Below are 17,943 nucleotides of genomic sequence, written 5' to 3' on the forward strand. Positions count from 1 at the left end.
AAATAATTGCCAAGAAATACTTCCTGGCAATTATCTGAAAGTTTATTTATTTATTATTTTAAAGATTCAAATAACATTTTTAAAGTTTTTTCTCTCTTAACATCTAACTCTAAAGCAGCTCTTTGAGCATTTAATAATAGATCAACCATTTTCTCAGTTTCTGCTCCGTTTGAGTACATTTTAGCAACTTCTTCTGCTTTTGCTTTTAATTCTTCTTCAGTAGCTTCTATAGCTTCTGCTTCAGTTACAGCACTCATAACTAAATCAGTTTTTACTTTTCTTTCAGCATTTTCTTTCATGTAAGATTTCATCTTATCTTCAGTGCTTCCAGTGAACTCATAGTATTGCTCTAAGCTTAGTCCTTGTTGTCCTAATCTCATTTCTAAGTCTCTTACCATGTTTTCAACTTCTCTGTTTATCATAGCTTCTGGAATTTCTACTTTTGCGTTATCAACTACAGCGTTTATAACTTTTTCTTCCATTTCTCTTTTAGCTCTTAATTCGTTAGCTTTTACAGCTTTTTCTTTTAAGTCAGCTTTTAATTCTTCTAAAGTATCAAATTCTGAAACTTCTTTAGCAAACTCATCATCTAAAGCTGGTAATTCTTTAACTTTTATTTCTTTTACAGTTACTTCGAATTTAGCTGGTTTTCCGTTTAAGTCTTCTTTTCCATAAGCTTCTGGGAATGTTACGTTAACATCTTTGCTTTCTCCAACTTTTAATCCAACTAATTGCTCTTCAAAGTTATCTATGAAGCTTCCTGAACCTATTTCTAATGGATAATCTTTTCCTTCTCCACCTTCGAATGCTACGTCATCTATGAATCCTTTGAAGTCTATAACAGCTATGTTTCCATTTTCAACTGTTCCTTCTTCTTTAGTTTCAACTCTAGCATTTCTTGCTTGCATATCAGCTAATTGTTTTTCTATGTCTTCTTCTTTTACTTCGTAAGATACTTCCTCAACTTCTAATCCTTTGTAATCTCCTAAAGTAACTTCTGGGTAAGTAGTAACTTTAGCTTTGTAAACTAAGTCTTTTCCTTCTCCAACTTCTACTACTTCGATTTGTGGATAATCAACTGGTCTTACGTTGTTTTCTTCTAAAGCAACTCCGTAAGTTTTATCTATACAAGCGTTTATTGCATCATCAAATAAAACTTCAACTCCGTAGAATTTTTTAACCATGTTCATTGGAACTTTTCCTTTTCTGAATCCTGGTATGTTAAACTTCTTTGAGTTTTTATTATAAGACTTTTTTAACGCCTCGTTAAAGTCCTTAGCATCAACTTTAATTTCTAATTCTACAACATTTGTGTCTATTTTGTTCATTTTAGCTTCCATTGTATATTCCTCCTGTAAATAGCCTTTTAAATTCATGTTTTATGAATTAACCTAGGCAATTATAACATATAATTTCTTTTTTTATCAAATATTTCTTTTATTTTATTCTTACATTTATACATTTTATCATACTAGTAGTTTTTTTTCTATAAAATCTTTAACATCTTTTAATTCTTCGTAAGTTTTAAAATTATCCCTATAAACTTCTATTATTAATGGTCCTTTATAATCTAAAGTTTTTAGTTTTTCAATGATAGGTTTATAATTTACTCTCCCCTTACCTGGAAGTAAACAAATACTTTTTTCATCTCTATCGTTTATATGAAAATTAATTAAATCCCTCCCCATGATATCAATATAATGGAGAGGATTTTCATTACTTTTATATGCTTGTTTTATATCACAGGTAAATTTAATATCATATTTTATGTTATTTTTTAAATACTTTAAAAATTCTATATCTGAAGACATACACCAAGAAACATTTTCTTGAGATAAATATATATTATTTTCTCTTGCTATATAAGCTAATTCATTATATATATCTAAAATTCCCTTCTTATTAATAGTATTAAACTCTTGTTTTCTCATACCATGAAAGGTATATGAAAAAGCTCCTAATTTATTAGTAGCTTTACATATATTCTTAAAAACTTCTAAAGAATCTTTTCTTCTTCTCTCATATTGATCAAATAAATAAGGTTCATACATAGATGAAAAAAAATGTACTGATTTTATATTAAAGTTATTTTTCTCTTTTTCCTCAATTAATTTCTTTACAAAATCATCACTATACTCATAATAAGTATTTAAAAATAATTCTCCTGTATTAAAATCCAATTCTTTCATTATTTTAAATGATTTTTCCAATTCAAAATCTGGATAAAAACATGCTGAAGAAATTCCAACTTCCAAATTAATTTCTCTCCTTCCTTTTTAATCCCTATTATTATAACTTATAGTAAACATTTAAATAAACTTTTTTAATTTTTATTTTAAATAATATCATTTGCTTATATGGAGATACTATGTTATGATAAGCTTTGTTTGATTGTGAGAATTTTAAAAATAAAATAAATTTTAAAAACTAAAAATATACAAGAAGAAAGAGGATAAAGAATGAACAATATAAAATTTGATGACTTAGGTCTTAAGGAAAGCTTACTTAAAGCTATAAAAGATATGGGATTTGAAGAGCCATCTCAAATACAAGCTGAAAGTATTCCTGTAGCCCTAGAAGGACACGATATAATCGGTCAAGCTCAAACTGGTACTGGTAAAACAGCTGCTTTTGGATGCGCTATAATAAATAATGCTGATTTTTCAGGAAAGAAGAAATCTCCAAAAGCACTTATTTTAGCACCAACTAGAGAGCTTGCTATACAAGTTAATGAAGAACTTGTAAGACTTGGAAAACATGAAAAACTTTCTGTTTTACCAATATACGGTGGTCAACCAATAGATAGACAAATTAGAGCTTTAAAAAATGGTGTTGATATAGTTGTTGGAACACCTGGTAGAGTATTAGATTTAATAAGAAGAAAGAGTTTACCTCTTAACGATATAGGATTCCTAGTGTTAGATGAAGCTGACGAAATGTTAAACATGGGATTCATTGATGATTTAGAAGAAATTGTTAAATCATTAAAAACTGATAGACAAACACTTTTATTCTCTGCTACTATGCCTCCGCAAATAAAGAAATTAGCTAGAAATTACATGAAAGAAGATACTAAGCACATCGCAATAAAGAAAAGTTCTTTAACAGTTTCAAAAATAGAACAATTTTATTTTGAAATAAAACATAGAGATAGATTTGAAACACTTTGTAGAGTTTTAGATTTTGATGAACCAAATGCTGCAATAATTTTCTGCAAAACAAAAAAAGGTGTTGACGAAGTTGTAGAAAAAATGCAAGCTAGAGGATATATGGTTGAAGGTATGCACGGAGATATGAGCCAAAACCATAGACTTCAAACTTTAAGAAAATTCAAAGAAGGAAGCTTAGACTTCTTAGTTGCTACTGATGTTGCAGCTAGAGGAATAGACGTTGAAAGCGTAACTCACGTTATAAACTACGATCTACCACAAGACAATGAAAGTTATGTACATAGAATCGGAAGAACAGGTAGAGCTAACAGAGAGGGAGTTGCTTATTCTTTAGTTACTCCAAAAGAATATATGATGCTTAAACAAATACAAAAGCATACTAAGAGTAAAATAATAAGAAAAGCTGTACCTACAGTTGATGAAATATTCCAAAATAAACATAATAACATAATAAATAATGTAAAATCTACTATAGAAGAAGCTTCAGAAGATTTCCAAAAGTTTATTCCAATAGCTACTCAATTAGATGAAGATTATAGCTTAGTAGATGTTGCAGCTGCTCTTTTAAAAATAGTATTTGATAAAGAATCTTCTTTTGATTACACTTCAAATTCTATAGAAGCTCCTGTAATGGACGAAACTAGATTATTTATGTCTGTTGGAAGAAGAGATGGTATAACTCCTAAATCTCTTGTTAACTTCTTAAAAGAGACTGCTAGAATAAGCCCTAAGCAAGTTGGAGATATAGACATAAAAGAAAACTTCTGCTTTGCTAACGTTGATGCTGATGCAGTAAATAATATAATGAAAAAATCAATGGGTAAAAAACTTAACAAAAGAACTGTTAATATAGAAGTTGCTAAAAAAAGAAAATAATATAAAAAAATACATACTCATATGAGTATGTATTTTTTTTATTTATTCTTACAACAACCAGATCCATTTGAACATCCACATCCATTTTTAGAACACCCTCCTTGGCATCCTCCCTTTGAAGAACATCCTCCACAGGTTCCATTTGCTTTTTTAGGACATCCTCCTCTACTTCCACAGCAACTTTTTTTAAAGCCTAACTCTTCTAACTCTTCTTCACTTAAGTATTTCAGTGGAAATTCATTTTCACCAAAGCTTTCATACTCTGGAGTATCCTTAATTTCATTTCTATCTATATTTAACAAAATTATCACCTCATTATTTTTATAAATACAAATTTAATAAATTATTATTTTGTATTATTACCTATTAATATAACATACTAAATAAGCTTTAACTACTTAAATTAAAATTTTAATTTTTTATAATTTTTAGCATTTTTTCATTATTTATGATAAAATTTATTTATAAAACATTTACATTATGAGGAGGTACATTATGAGTATTCATATAGGTGCAAAAGAAGGTCAAATAGCCGAAACAATTTTATTACCAGGAGATCCTTTAAGAGCTAAATTTATAGCTGAAACTTTTTTAGAAAATCCAGTTTGTTACAATGAAGTTAGAGGAATGTTAGGATATACAGGAACATATAAAGGAAAAAAAATATCAGTTCAAGGTACTGGTATGGGGGTTCCTTCAATTTCTATTTACGTTAATGAACTTATAAGAGATTATGGAGTTAAAAATTTAATAAGAGTAGGTACTGCTGGCGGTATGCAAGAAGATATAAAAGTTAGAGATTTAGTTTTAGCAATGTCATCTCATACTGATTCTGCAATAAATAAAGTTAGATTTAACGGTTTAGATTTTGCTCCAACAGCATCATTTAAACTTTTAAAGGCCGCTTACGATACTGCCGTTGAAAAAGGATATTCTCCTAAGGTTGGTAGCGTATTCACAGCTGATAGCTTCTATAATGATAATCCTGAAGCATGGAAACAATGGGCTAAATTTGGTACTTTAGCTGTTGAAATGGAAACTGCAGCTTTATATACCTTAGCAGCTAAGTATGGTGTTAATGCGTTAACAATACTTACTATAAGTGATCATTTAATTACTGCTGAGGAAACTACTAGTGAGGAGCGTCAAACTACCTTCACAAAGATGATGGAAGTTGCTCTTGATGCTGCTATAACTTTATAAAATAAAAGAGCTTTATCAAAATAACTTTTGATAAAGCTCCTTTTTATTTATTAATTACTCTTCTTCTAATCCTGGTAATGAAAAGTCTTGTACATTATAAACTATCCATTTTCCATTTTCATACTTCATATTTGTGAAAAAGTTTTTTTCCATTGATTCACTTTTAACATCTATTCCTAATATTTTCTTTTTTATCTTATAAGAAACATTAACTACAATACTAGCTTCATAAACACCATGATTTCGTTCTATTGAACTATTTTCCATCTTAATTTTAAGATCGCTTATATCATAGTCATTCTTTAAAAGAAAATATTTTTGACTTAATGTATTATATATATTATCCTTAACTTCATCCTTAGCATTTCTTATATCATTTTTATCCTCTGAATTTAAAGCCTGAAATACGCTACTATAAAATTCCTTTACAACTTTTTCAACATCTTCTTTTATGATTGTATCTTTTAAATCTAATTCTATATTTATTTCTGGATGATCTTCTATATAAAACTTTTGGCTATCTATCTCTCCCCAAGGAGTGTTGCATTTTATAGTTAAGTAAGTTGAACCATCCTTTGGGAAAGGACCAACATCCTTAAAATCTTTTACCTTTATACCCGAGTCCTCTCCATTTATATATACATTACTATCATCAAAACTACTCTTAACTGTGACTAAGGTTCCATTTAAAGGTATGTCTATCTTATTATTATCCATGAAAACAATATTTTTTTCTTCTACTAAATTAGAATTATATGCTTTCTTTTCAATCTTAAGATCATAGACTCCTGGTATTAAGTTAGGTATTTCTAAAGTTCTACTAGTATTAGTTGTACCTATAAAATTACCATTTAAATACACACTAGCTTCCGGGAAATTAGATGCCACAATAAGTTTCTTTTTTTGTATTACAACATACCATTTTTCTCCCCAAAAACTTTTTTTAGACTCCAATTTTGTAGAGTATATCTCATCCCCATTTTCTAAAGAAGAAACTAACTTATTAATTCTACTTTTATCCGCTTTAAAAAAATCAATATATGGTATTAACTCCTCTTTTGTTATTCCAGAATTTTTATTTCCATCTTCTATTAAGTTCATTAAAGCTCTTTCATTTCCTTTGCTTAAGGAATTAGATAATTGTTCAATTACATCTCTCTTTTTACTACTAACATTACCATATAGAAATACTATAATTAAGGCTAAAGCAATAACACAAATTATTATTACCTTAGGATCCTTTTCTTTTATAATTTTATCCTTTACTCTTTTATAAAAGCTATAAATGTTATGACCTACCCCTGTAATACTCTCTCTCAATTTATCCATATGTTAAAACTTACTCCTCTAGTAAATTTATAATCCATTTATTACATTCTGTACATTTATAAACTTGTATTCCAAAAGGATATAGCATTTCATCTTTAAATCTATTATAATCACTTCTTAACTCTTTTAATGAATAAAATTCATCATCTTCAGTTAAAGCCCCAACTAATTCACATATATAATTTTCTTTAGTTTTAAAACAGCAATCATTCTCATCTGTACACTCTATTTTCTCTAATTTTAATTCTTCTTGAAAATCTTGTAATATAGGTATTATATCTTGAAATTCACTTATATCATCTTGAAAATCCCCTGCCAAAAAATCTACTCCACTTATAGTAAATAATTTATCCATTTAATCACCTCTAATTTCCTAATTAAAATTTGCTAACTAATTCTAGTATTACATAAATTAATTAATTTTACTAACTTATTTTAGCATAATAAATATTATTGTAAATAACTTATTGTTAACAATAGTAAAAATAGCCCCTAAATGAGCTATTTATTAATATTTAGATCTAAAATTAAAGTTTATTTATTCTATTATAGATAAAAATTCCTCTTCATTTATTATCTTAATATCGAAATTTTCTTTTATTAAATTTTCTGCTTTTTTTAATTTAATACTCTTTTCATTTTCTTTTAATTTATTTAAATCTCTAATTCCTGTAATTAAGTAATTTGTCTTTTTACTTACAGAACTTGAGACAAAACCACCACACCTTATTACATTTCCTATGGCTTCTCCTCTAGACATAGAACTTAAAGGCCCTGTAAAAACTACATTTTTACATTTTAAAGATATTTCTCCCTCTTTCTTCTTTTCTTTAAGTCTTAAATTACTTGAATATTTGCATTCTCCCTTTCTTCCAGAAGACTTATATCCATTTTCATAAACAGCACCTATTCTTATGGCAAGCTTATCTGAAAGCTCTTCAACTGATTCTATATCTAAATCTTTGCATATATTAAGTAATATGTTAGCACAAGCCCTTGCATCTTCCCCTGCATGGTGATGAGAAAATTCAAATCCTAAAGCTTCACTTACAGTTCCTAATTTATGATTTGGTAATGATTTATAATAATTCTTTGCCATAACTACTGTACAGGCATATTCAAAGTCTGGATAAGGTATATCATAAAAATCTAAAGTTTTTCTAAGAACGCTAATATCAAAAGCTGCATTATGAGCTATTACTAAATTTCCATCTATGTAATCCTTTATTTCTTCCCATATTTCATTAAAAGTTCTCTCATTTTCAACATCCTCTGGTCTAATTCCATGTATCCATATATTCATGGGCTGAAATCTCATTTCACAAGGCTTTATTAAAAAATATTTTTCTTCAACAATTTTATTATCCTTAACAACAGTCAATCCAATAGAACACGCACTATTTCTTTTCTCATTAGCAGTTTCAAAGTCTATTGCAACAAAATCCATTTATGTCTTTCTCCCTTTCTATGTAACAATAAACAATATTATATCACATTTTATTTTATTATTTTAATTTATTTAAATGTAATTCAAAATAAAAAGACCTTACTGTAGAAATAAAATATTTCAAATACAATAAGGTCTAAAATTATTTTTTAAGTTGTATTTATAGATTAAAATTCATATTTACAATTAAATCTCTAAAAATAAACTTACTTTTTAATAAAAGAATTTTAAAATCAAATTTAAAATCTATTTAATTACACTTTTAATATTATTAAATAGGTCTTTATTTTCTTTTATCTTTTCTTCATTGCCTAGTACACAGATGTAGTCTTCCTTCATTAAATCTTTAATCATAGGTGCAAAACTCTTAATTTTTTCTACATCTGCATTTATGATTTCTTCTCTTTCCTTTTGAAGATCTTCATAAGTAAAGTTACTTAAGTAGTATGAAACTGCTATATCACCTTTTATTCCATTGCTTATAGGTTGATCATATTTTCTTATTGTACCTATGATGTATTTAGTCATTTCTCTTTCGTCAGCTTCAAAATCATTTAAATACTTAGGTATATTATCATAAGCTTCTAAAGTGCTTTTTATATTAGGATCTCTATATGAAACTATATATGCTCCGCCATCTCTTCTAAAGTTAGAGAACACTCCATAAGCTCCACCTTTAACCCTTACGGCATTCCATAAGTAGTCAAATCCTAGAATACTTTCTAATAAAGATAGTGCACCAGAATACTTATATCCATGAGTTTTATAATTTCCACCCTTAGCTACATATTGTACATTTCCTTGAGTTAAAAGCCCTTCATTTTTCTTTCCTAACTCAAAATTATATTCTTCTTTTTCAAAATCATTATTATTTGTTTTGCTTATTAAATATTTTACTTTTTCCTTAAAGTTTTCATATTCCTCTTCTTTTCCTGAATAACTTATAAGCATATTTCCCTTATTAAAGATTAAGTCTCTCACCTTTTTTAAGCTATCTGATATCTTTGATTTTTTATCTTCCTTCTCTATATTTACTAGAAAATCATAATAATCTAATCCACTTATTTTTTCATCATAAGCTCCTCTATTTGTAGAGTATGATAAAACTTTTTTCATAGCTATTCTATGACCACTATCGAATATAGCACCTTCTAATCTAGCTCTCTTTTCTCTAATTATTTGCATAATTCTGTCCATATCATCTAAGTCAGTGTGATTTACAATCTCATCAACTAATTCTATAGCTTTATTAGTCTTGCTGCTTAATGCTTTATATGAAATTTCTAAATATGGTCTAAACTCATTATTTTTCTTTAGATTAGCAAAAGTTATAGCTCCAAAACTTATTCCACCTGTACTTATATTTATGGCATTTGATAACTTAGAATAATCATAATTTTCTGTTCCACACTTACCTAATATATCGCATAGTAATCCAACATAAGGTATTAAATCTTCAGGAACACTATTTGTATTAAAGAAGAAATTAACATAGTCTATTTTATTAGTATGGAAATCATGGTGTAATGTTGTAATTCCATCTATCTCTTTCTCTTCTGTAGGAATTTTAGTTGCTTCTTTATCTATATCCTCTAAAGATAACATAGGAATACTTTCTAAATCTTCTTTTTTATCAGGTGTACTTTGTCTTTCTTTTAACTTTTTACAATTATCAATTATTTCATTTAAAGTCTTTTCATCAAAACTATTTTTAATCTCTTCTAACTTTTTCTTTAATTCAGCTGACTTTTTCTCATTTATTCCTTTTTCAGGATGAAGAGAAACAAGTGAAGAGTGAGTATTATTTATCATATATTTTTCTATTAAATCTTCAAAGTAATTGCTTGTTAAAGCAGATTTTATTTTTTCAAGATTTTTTTCATATTCTAAATGAACATATGGATCCCCATCATAAAGCCAACTATCCATAACTTTTAAATAATAAATTAATCCATTAGGATAAGAACCATAATCTCCTTCTCTTAATTCAAATTCAACTCTATTTATGGAAGCTTCTATAAGTTCTTTATCTATTCCATTTTCAACTAAATCCTTTAAAGTATCCATTACTACTTTTTTAAATTCTTCTTCTTTGTTTAGCTCTGCATTCTTAACTAAAACAGTAAAGGCTGATTGTTTAGTTGAGTTATCAAAGTCTCCTGATACAGCTTTCCCTATACCTGCATCTATTAATGCTTTCTTTAATGGTGCTGCTGTGCTTCTTGTTAGAAGATATGCTAAAACATCAAAAGCTAAGCCTTTTTCTCCGTCTGTGGCATCTCCAATTACAAAGTTTAAACTATAATAACTTTTATGATTTAAATCTTCACTTTCAGCTATTCCATAAGTAAAACTTTCTTCTTTCATACTTTCAAAGGATTTTTGTTCTTTTATTTCTGAATCTATCTCTTTATATTCAAAATTCTTTAAATACTCTTCATTTATAAATTCTAATTCTTTTTCAGTATCTCCATTACCATATAAGAAAATATATGAGTTCGATGGATGATAATATTTCTTATGAAATTCCACAAACTCTTCATAAGTTAAATTTGGTATTTCATCAGGATCTCCTCCTGAAGATAAGGCATAACAAGTATCTGGGTATATTGTTTGAGGAATCTTTCTATAAAGTATAGAATCTGGAGATGAGTATGCCCCTTTCATCTCATTATAAACAACACCATTATACTTTAATTCATCTTCCTTATTTTCTATATAATAATGCCATCCCTCTTGCATGAATATTTCCTTATGCTTATATATATTTGGATATAATACAGCATCTAAGTAAACATCCATAAGATTCATAAAGTCTTTTTCATTTCTTGATGCTACTGGATATATTGTTTTATCTGGATATGTCATAGCATTTAAGAATGTATTTAAAGACCCTTTTAAAAGCTCTACAAAGGGTTCCTTAGTATTAAATTTTCTAGAACCACATAAAACTGAATGCTCTAAAATATGAGGAACTCCTGTACTATTTTCAGGTGGTGTTCTAAATCCTATTGCAAAGCACTTATTGTCATCTTCACTTAGGATTTTTATAAGTTTAGCCTTAGTTTTTTCATGCTCAAACCTTAAACCTACTCCACCTATTTCATTTAAATTTTCTATGTTTAAAAGTTTAAATCCACTATAAATATTATTCTCTTTAAAATTCATTTTTCACACTCCTATGGAAAGGTATTTTGTTAATATGTTTATTTTAATAATTGTACCATAATTACCCTATATTAAAAAGTTTGCTGTTATAGATTAAAATTTATCCCTTTAGATAAATTTAGTTTTTTAAATAATATATTCTAAAAATAAAGATTATCCTAGTTTATTTATTTCCAAATAGCTTTTAATTTATTTAAATTTCTTCCTATATTTTGTTTAAGAGAATGTTAATTTCTAAATAAAAAAGAAATGATATAACTAAATCTATATCATTTCTCTTTTAGCTTAAGATTATTCCTTATGGTTAATTAATTTTATTAAATTTACTAATATTTCTTTTTAAAATATTAAACTAAAAATTATGTATATAATTTTTATAGTATTCCAAAATATCTAGCAATAACATATAAAATTATTGCTCCACCACCTAAAAAACTAACCTTTGCATTTCTTTGATTATTAGCCATAACTTTTTCAAATATTCCTCTAGCTATAAGCAAAGCTCCAGCTGCCACACCAACCCATTGATTTGTTGTAAACCATTCCGGATTAAGGTATGTATAAAAGTATCCGATTACAAGTGGGAAAATAAAACATCCAAAAATACTTCTTATAAATGGAATTTTTCCTTTTACTAATTTCATCTTATGTAATTCTCCTTTACTCTCTTATTACATATTAATTTTATCAACATTTTTAAAAATTTAAAAGCATATATCTCTTATTAAGTTAATATTTACTTTTATTTATTATTTTTTTTAGTTATTCATCATATACATTATTGAATTATGTATTAAAAATAGGAGGAGCTTAATGAAAAGAAAACCAAAAATATTATTAGTGACTTCTTTATCCCTAATAGTATTATTAACCTTATCCATATATGTATCCTTAAACAAAAAGAAAACTTCAGCATTTTCAGAAGCCATAAATTTATTAAAAGAACCTGACAAAAAAGAAGATGATGAATTAAAGGGAAAATTTGAAGAAGTACTTCAAGACTTATTTAAAAATAGAAATATAGCCATATTAAACAATGATTTAGAGGAATTAAAGAAATTTTATGATTTAGAAAAAAAGCCTAGTCTTTGGGCCTATGAAAGTGAAAGTAAAAAAGTTAAGTATTTAAACAACTGGTCTCAAAAACAAGGAGTTGTATTTAATGAAATAAAATCAAAAACTGAAATAAGAAAGGCTAGAGAAAGAGAAAAGGACTTATACGGAATAATATGTGTTGTTTCAAGTGAATTTACATATTATTATCTTAATGATCCTCTTAAAACTAATACCTTTAGATTAGGTACTTATCACTATTTAAATTTAAAAGATGAGGGAGATAGGTATATTATCACTAAGGAATGGTACACTGATCCTTTTGCTGATTCTCTAGATTTAAATAATATAAAATCTGATGAAATTAAATCCTATATTTTAAATAGTTCTAGTCCATCTTATTCACCTGATGAAAGAACACAGAAAGCTATAGATTATGCACATACCTATTGTGGAGCAGCTGCAGATGATGAACTTGGTTTTAACTATAATAAAAAATACACAAACTTTAACCCTCAAGGAGGAGACTGTGCAAACTTCGCCTCTCAAATTCTTTTTGAAGGTGGTGGATTTAAGAAAAATTCAACATGGAACTATTCTGATGGTGAAGGTTCTAAGGCTTGGGTAAATGCTCAAGCATTTAAAAATTACATGGTTAATAGTGGACGTGCTTCCTATATTGCTAAGGGTAAATATTCCGAAATATATAAAGCGGCCTATAACTTAAGACCTGGTGATTTTGTAGCTTATGAAAAAAATGGACGAATAACTCACATTTCAACAGTTACAGGATTAGATAGTAAAGGTTATCCCCTAGTAACTTGTCACAACACAGATAGACTTCTTGTTCCTTTTGATTTAGGTTGGAGCAATGACAATATACGCTTTCATCTAGTAGATGTTTATTATTGATTTAAATATAAAAATGATATGTATTAAAGTTTTAATACATATCATTTTTAACTATAGTTCTACTCTATATTTTTCTAAGGACTTAACTATTAAATCAGCTATTTTCTGTTGATATAACTTATCTCCTAATAAAGCGTCATCTTCCCAATTGCTCATAAATCCCATCTCTAAAATTATTACAGGTCTTTGTGACCAGTTAAATCCAGTCATATCTTTTCTTTCAAAAACGCCGTTAACTTTTACTCCACCCTCTTTTAAAGTTTCACTTAAAATTTCTCCATATTTCTTACTTTCTTCATATATACCTTTTAACTCCTTTGTTTCAGAGGAAGGAATTAAAATTGAGGCTCCTCTTTTTCCTGAATTATTTGACCCATCACAGTGAAGTTTTATTGAAATATCTGCCTTTGATGTATTTCCTATTTCTGCCCTTTCTCTATTGCTTAAGGTAACCTGGTTTTTCTCCCTTGTCATAACTACTTTATAGCCCTCTCTATTTAAAAGCTCTTTTAAGATCATAGCTACTTCTAAGTTTATTTCATACTCCTTATTTTTTGTACCAACTCCCGCTGTCCCTGAAGATACTCTAGGCTTTTTTTCATTAGACCAAGGTGCTATAGGTTCAAGCTTCTTATCTCCTTTTTCTTGATGCCCTGCATCAATACATATAGTAACCTCTTCTTTTTCTTTTCCTAAAACTTTCTCTCCCAGTAAAGTAGTACTAACTAAATTTACTAAAAGAAAAATTCCTAATAAAAATATAAATCTCTTTTTCATAATAAAAATCCTTTCTAGTATTTAAATAATAAATAGTATTTCTCTAAATACTAAAAAATATTATTCACTAGTTTTACATATAAATTTTTCATGTTATAATTTTAAAGTCTTAAATTATGTCTAATAAAGAATTTAATATAAATTAAAGGAGATACATATGAAAAAAGTTAATTTTAAGGGAAGTGTAATGTTAAATCCTACTCCAGTAGTTCTTGTTACTTCTAAAAATAAAGAAGATAAAGTAAATGCTTTTACTGTTGGTTGGGTTAGCACAGTTTGCACTAAACCTCCAATGATCGCCATGGGAATAAGACCGGAAAGATTATCCCATGAATATATAAAAGAAAGCAAGGAATGTGTTATAAACTTACCATGTAGAGATATGGTTAAATTTGTTGATTTTTGCGGTGTTAAATCTGGAAGAAAAGTTGATAAAATTAAACACTTTGGATATGCCCTTGATAAAGGAATAGCTGTAAGTACTCCTTCTATTGAAAAAGCACCTGTAGCTTTAGAATGTAAGCTTAAATCCATAACACCTTTAGGTACACACGACATGTTTTTATTTGAGGTTCTTAATGTAAAAGTTGATGAAAGTCTTATAGATGAAAAAGGAAAGATTCATTTTAATAAGGCTAATTTATTAGCATATAGTCATGGAGAATATTTTGGTCTTAATTCTAAACCACTAGGTTCTTTTGGTTATTCAATTAAGAAAAAGAAAAAATCAAGATAATATTCCTAACTAAATATAAAAAAGACACTAAGAAAATTTATTTTTACAAATTCTCCTCGTGTCTTTTTTTAATTCTTATATAATAAAATCTTTATAAAGTTTATTATTATATTTTCATATGTATAATTAAATTTCTTCTTTAGCAGAGGTTAAGAATTGAATTTCTTCTAAGACAGAGCTTGCTCTGCTCTCATCTACCATAACCACTAAATAATCTCCACTTTGTATTTCAATAGATCCCTTAGGAATTATTTCGTTATTTCCTCTTTTTATTGCAACTAAAAGAGCTGTTTCTGGCCAATTAACATCCTTTATTTCTTTTCCTTCTGCTTCACTACCAAGTTCTACTCCAACCTCTAGTAGAGTTTTATTATTAGAAGGTTCTTCTACTTCTGAACCAACCTTTTCTATCCATCTTTCTAATAAAGATTCATATATTGGTTCACTTTTTAGTAAGTCAGATGTTACATAGGAAATTATTACAACTACAGATAAAGCTAGCATATGTTCAAAAGAACCAGTCATCTCTGTAATAAGTATTATACCTGTAATAGGTGCCTTTACTATTGAAGCAAAGTTACCTGCCATAGCTAATATTATAAAATCTATTATATATTGATTTGGAACTCCAAATGCATTACAACTTACTATTCCAACTATATTTCCTACTACTGCACCTAAAAGTAATAGTGGGAAGAATATACCACCTGGTGTACCTGCACCAAAACTTATAATAGTTAATAAAAATTTAACTAAAAGCACAGCTAAAAGAAGCTTTATTGGAAAGCTCTTAGTTGCTAAATCCATTATAAGTTCATGTCCACCACCTAGTATTATTGGTGCGAAAATACCTAATATACCTGTTAATAAGAAAGGAATCATTACCTTAACTTCTACAGGAACATTTTTAAACTTTCCATATAAACTTTGTACTTTTAAAATTCCCTTTGAGAATATTGCACCACCTATACCTAAAATTACTCCTAATATTATTAATACCCAGTAATACTTTAAAGGTAATACAGGAACATTTTCTATTCCTAAACTAGGATTCATTCCTAAAAATTGTTTTGAAACAAAATCAGATACTAAGGATGCTGCCATTGCAGAAACTAAAACTAAAGGTGAGAAACTCTTATGTACCTCTTCTAGGGCAAATATTACCCCTGATAAAGGTGCATTAAATGCTGCTGCTAAACCAGCTGAAGCACCTGAGGTTATTAAATATTTTTTCTCTATATTTATTCTTTTTAAACCATTACTAAATCCTTCTCCTACAGCGGCTCCCATTTGTACTGATGGACCTTCTCTACCTAAAGACAATCCAGCTCCTAAGGAAATTACTCCTCCTAAGAACTTATAAATTAAAATCTTTAGCCAATTCATTTTAAGTTTACCAATTAATTCTCCTTCAACTTGAGGAATACCACTTCCTGAAATCATAGGTTCTCTTCTAACCATAAATCCAACAAGTGCTCCTAAAATAGCTAATATAACTAAAACTATAATCATATTAGTTATACTTAATGCTGCCCATGCATAAAGCTTTTTAAAAAGTAGAAATAAGTAATTAACAATAATTCTATTTAGCACTAAAACTAAAGAACATAAAAGTCCTATGGCAGCACCTTCTAGAACTAATTTAAATCTTAAATCCTTTCTATGTGACAGTACTTTTTTCGTACTCTCATTACTCAAAGATTTCCCCTCCTTACACTTAACATTTTATTAACATATTTATTATACCCTTATGTTTTTACAGATTCAAATTTAATTAAACTTCAATTTCAAATTATTTTTTCAAAAAATCTCATTGTAAACCTTACACTCTTCTTATAGCAATAGTTTTACATAATTTTATTTTCTTAATATAAAATCTTATTAATTAAAAATATGTAATTTCTTAAAAATTTTATACATAGTATTAAAATATGAAGATTATATGAAAGGGTGTGTATCCATGAGTCTTTTTACCTTTAAAAAAGGACTTCATTTACCTTATAATAAAGAACTTACTAAGGATAAAAGCATAGAGATTTTTAAACCTAAAAAAGAGTTGATTTTCCCACTTTCTCAACATATAGGAGCACCCTGTGAGCCTATAGTAGAGGTTGGTCAAAAAGTTTTAGTAAATGAAAAAATAGCTGATTCTTCAGCCTTTATTTCTGCTCCTGTTCACTCTAGTGTATCTGGAACTATAAAAGATATTAGAGAGATTCAATCTATAAATGGATCTACTACACAGGCAATAATCATAGAAAATGATTCTAAATATGAAAAATCTCCAAGGGAAAATCTTAAGTATTCTAGTGAACTTTCTCTAAAGGATGTGGTTAAGTTAGTAAAGGACTATGGCATAGTTGGCCTTGGTGGTGCTACCTTTCCTTGCCATGTAAAGCTTAATGTTAAAGAGGATAAAGAAATTAAATATATAATTATAAATGCAGCTGAATGTGAACCCTATTTAACCTGTGATCATAGGGTTATGCTAGAATATACGGAAGAAATAATTGGTGGCTTAAGAATCCTTTTAGAACTTTTCCCTAAGGCATTAATCTACATAGGTATAGAAGACAATAAATTAAACGCCATAGATAAATTTAAAAGAATTTTAGGAGAAGATAATAAAATTAAGGTAATGCCATTAAAAAGTAAATATCCTCAAGGCTCTGAAAAACACTTAATTTATACTTTAACTAAACTTCAAGTTCCCTCTGGAAAGCTTCCTTTAGATATAGGATGTATTGTTTTTAATGTATCTACTATATATCAATTATATGCTAGTTTAATAAATGGGTTACCTTTAACAGAAAGAATTATAACAGTAACTGGAGATTCCATAAGATTTCCTAAAAATTTAAGGGTTAAAATTGGAACACCAGTAAAGGATATAATTGAATTTTGTGGTGGATTTGTAAATAAACCAAATAAAATCATATTAGGTGGGCCAATGATGGGAACTTCTATAAATTCTTTAGATCTCCCTATTACAAAAGGTACCTCTGGAATTTTATGCTTATCTAAAGTTGATGATTTTCCTAATAGTCATTGCATAAGATGTGGAAAATGTTTAAATTCATGTCCAATGAATTTAATTCCTCAAAAATTAAATGAACTTGCTTTAAAAGATAAATTAGATGAATTTGAATTCCTTGGTGGAATGGATTGTTTAGAATGTGGTTGCTGTACATTTTCCTGTCCTGCAAAAATTTCTATAGTAAATAATATTAGAAATGCTAAGAAATCTCTTAGAAATAAATCTAAAAATTAAA

General features: G+C 27.8%; 15 protein-coding genes. 5 read left to right on the top strand and 10 right to left on the bottom strand.

Annotation, left to right across the window (positions count from 1 at the left end):
• Positions 1–53 precede the first annotated feature (53 nt).
• Positions 54–1,340, bottom strand: a complete 1,287-nt coding sequence (gene tig, locus GOM42_RS08100) for a trigger factor (RefSeq protein WP_003460760.1) — start codon at positions 1,338–1,340, stop codon at positions 54–56.
• A 126-nt stretch (positions 1,341–1,466) separates the two neighbouring features.
• Positions 1,467–2,255 (bottom strand): sugar phosphate isomerase/epimerase, encoded by a 789-nt coding sequence (locus tag GOM42_RS08105; protein WP_003477998.1) that lies wholly within the window; start codon positions 2,253–2,255, stop codon positions 1,467–1,469.
• Positions 2,256–2,459: 204 nt separating this feature from the next.
• Between GOM42_RS08105 and GOM42_RS08110 the strand changes: the two genes are divergently transcribed.
• Positions 2,460–4,046 carry a DEAD/DEAH box helicase gene (locus GOM42_RS08110; RefSeq protein ID WP_003481525.1) on the top strand — a complete coding sequence of 529 codons (1,587 nt, stop codon included), beginning with the start codon at positions 2,460–2,462 and terminating at the stop codon, positions 4,044–4,046.
• 38 nt (positions 4,047–4,084) lie between these two features.
• Here the strand turns inward: GOM42_RS08110 and GOM42_RS08115 are convergent, their stop codons facing one another.
• Positions 4,085–4,348: a hypothetical protein gene (locus GOM42_RS08115; RefSeq protein WP_003454590.1), complete on the bottom strand. Its 264-nt coding sequence runs from the start codon at positions 4,346–4,348 to the stop codon at positions 4,085–4,087.
• Positions 4,349–4,541: 193 nt separating this feature from the next.
• Between GOM42_RS08115 and deoD the strand changes: the two genes are divergently transcribed.
• Entirely contained in the window at positions 4,542–5,249 is a 708-nt protein-coding gene (gene deoD / locus GOM42_RS08120) for a purine-nucleoside phosphorylase (protein WP_003470332.1), read from the top strand.
• A 54-nt stretch (positions 5,250–5,303) separates the two neighbouring features.
• Here deoD and GOM42_RS08125 read toward each other — a convergent pair whose 3' ends face one another.
• The 5 genes from GOM42_RS08125 to GOM42_RS08145 form a co-directional block, all read right to left on the bottom strand.
• Positions 5,304–6,578 carry a PEGA domain-containing protein gene (locus tag GOM42_RS08125; RefSeq protein ID WP_003457229.1) on the bottom strand — a complete coding sequence of 425 codons (1,275 nt, stop codon included), beginning with the start codon at positions 6,576–6,578 and terminating at the stop codon, positions 5,304–5,306.
• Between the two features lie 10 nt (positions 6,579–6,588).
• On the bottom strand, positions 6,589–6,933 hold the full coding sequence (locus GOM42_RS08130; RefSeq protein ID WP_003457196.1) for a hypothetical protein: 345 nt from the start codon (positions 6,931–6,933) through the stop codon (positions 6,589–6,591).
• Positions 6,934–7,116: 183 nt separating this feature from the next.
• The gene (locus GOM42_RS08135; RefSeq protein ID WP_003457170.1) at positions 7,117–8,025 is read right to left on the bottom strand and encodes an exonuclease domain-containing protein; all 909 of its coding nucleotides are present in this window, start codon (positions 8,023–8,025) and stop codon (positions 7,117–7,119) included.
• A gap of 246 nt (positions 8,026–8,271) precedes the next feature.
• Positions 8,272–11,193, bottom strand: coding sequence for an insulinase family protein (locus tag GOM42_RS08140; RefSeq protein WP_011590829.1), 2,922 nt, complete (start codon positions 11,191–11,193; stop codon positions 8,272–8,274).
• A 374-nt stretch (positions 11,194–11,567) separates the two neighbouring features.
• Positions 11,568–11,837: a hypothetical protein gene (locus tag GOM42_RS08145; protein WP_003454555.1), complete on the bottom strand. Its 270-nt coding sequence runs from the start codon at positions 11,835–11,837 to the stop codon at positions 11,568–11,570.
• A 169-nt stretch (positions 11,838–12,006) separates the two neighbouring features.
• Between GOM42_RS08145 and GOM42_RS08150 the strand changes: the two genes are divergently transcribed.
• Entirely contained in the window at positions 12,007–13,158 is a 1,152-nt protein-coding gene (locus GOM42_RS08150; RefSeq protein ID WP_252597642.1) for an amidase domain-containing protein, read from the top strand.
• Between the two features lie 51 nt (positions 13,159–13,209).
• On the opposite strand, the gene GOM42_RS08155 is transcribed toward GOM42_RS08150, so the two are convergent.
• Positions 13,210–13,935, bottom strand: coding sequence for an N-acetylmuramoyl-L-alanine amidase (locus tag GOM42_RS08155; RefSeq protein WP_003457250.1), 726 nt, complete (start codon positions 13,933–13,935; stop codon positions 13,210–13,212).
• A 157-nt stretch (positions 13,936–14,092) separates the two neighbouring features.
• Between GOM42_RS08155 and GOM42_RS08160 the strand changes: the two genes are divergently transcribed.
• On the top strand, positions 14,093–14,671 hold the full coding sequence (locus GOM42_RS08160; protein WP_003457263.1) for a flavin reductase family protein: 579 nt from the start codon (positions 14,093–14,095) through the stop codon (positions 14,669–14,671).
• Positions 14,672–14,797: 126 nt separating this feature from the next.
• Here GOM42_RS08160 and GOM42_RS08165 read toward each other — a convergent pair whose 3' ends face one another.
• Positions 14,798–16,369 carry a ClC family H(+)/Cl(-) exchange transporter gene (locus tag GOM42_RS08165; RefSeq protein ID WP_110077154.1) on the bottom strand — a complete coding sequence of 524 codons (1,572 nt, stop codon included), beginning with the start codon at positions 16,367–16,369 and terminating at the stop codon, positions 14,798–14,800.
• A 262-nt stretch (positions 16,370–16,631) separates the two neighbouring features.
• Between GOM42_RS08165 and rsxC the strand changes: the two genes are divergently transcribed.
• A complete protein-coding gene (gene rsxC, locus GOM42_RS08170) occupies positions 16,632–17,942 on the top strand; it encodes an electron transport complex subunit RsxC (RefSeq protein WP_096071500.1) in 1,311 nt (436 codons plus the stop codon).
• Position 17,943 lies beyond the last annotated feature (1 nt).

The organism is Clostridium sp. 16K-1-R1, from assembly GCF_023921145.1.
GTDB lineage: Bacteria > Bacillota > Clostridia > Clostridiales > Clostridiaceae > Sarcina > Sarcina perfringens.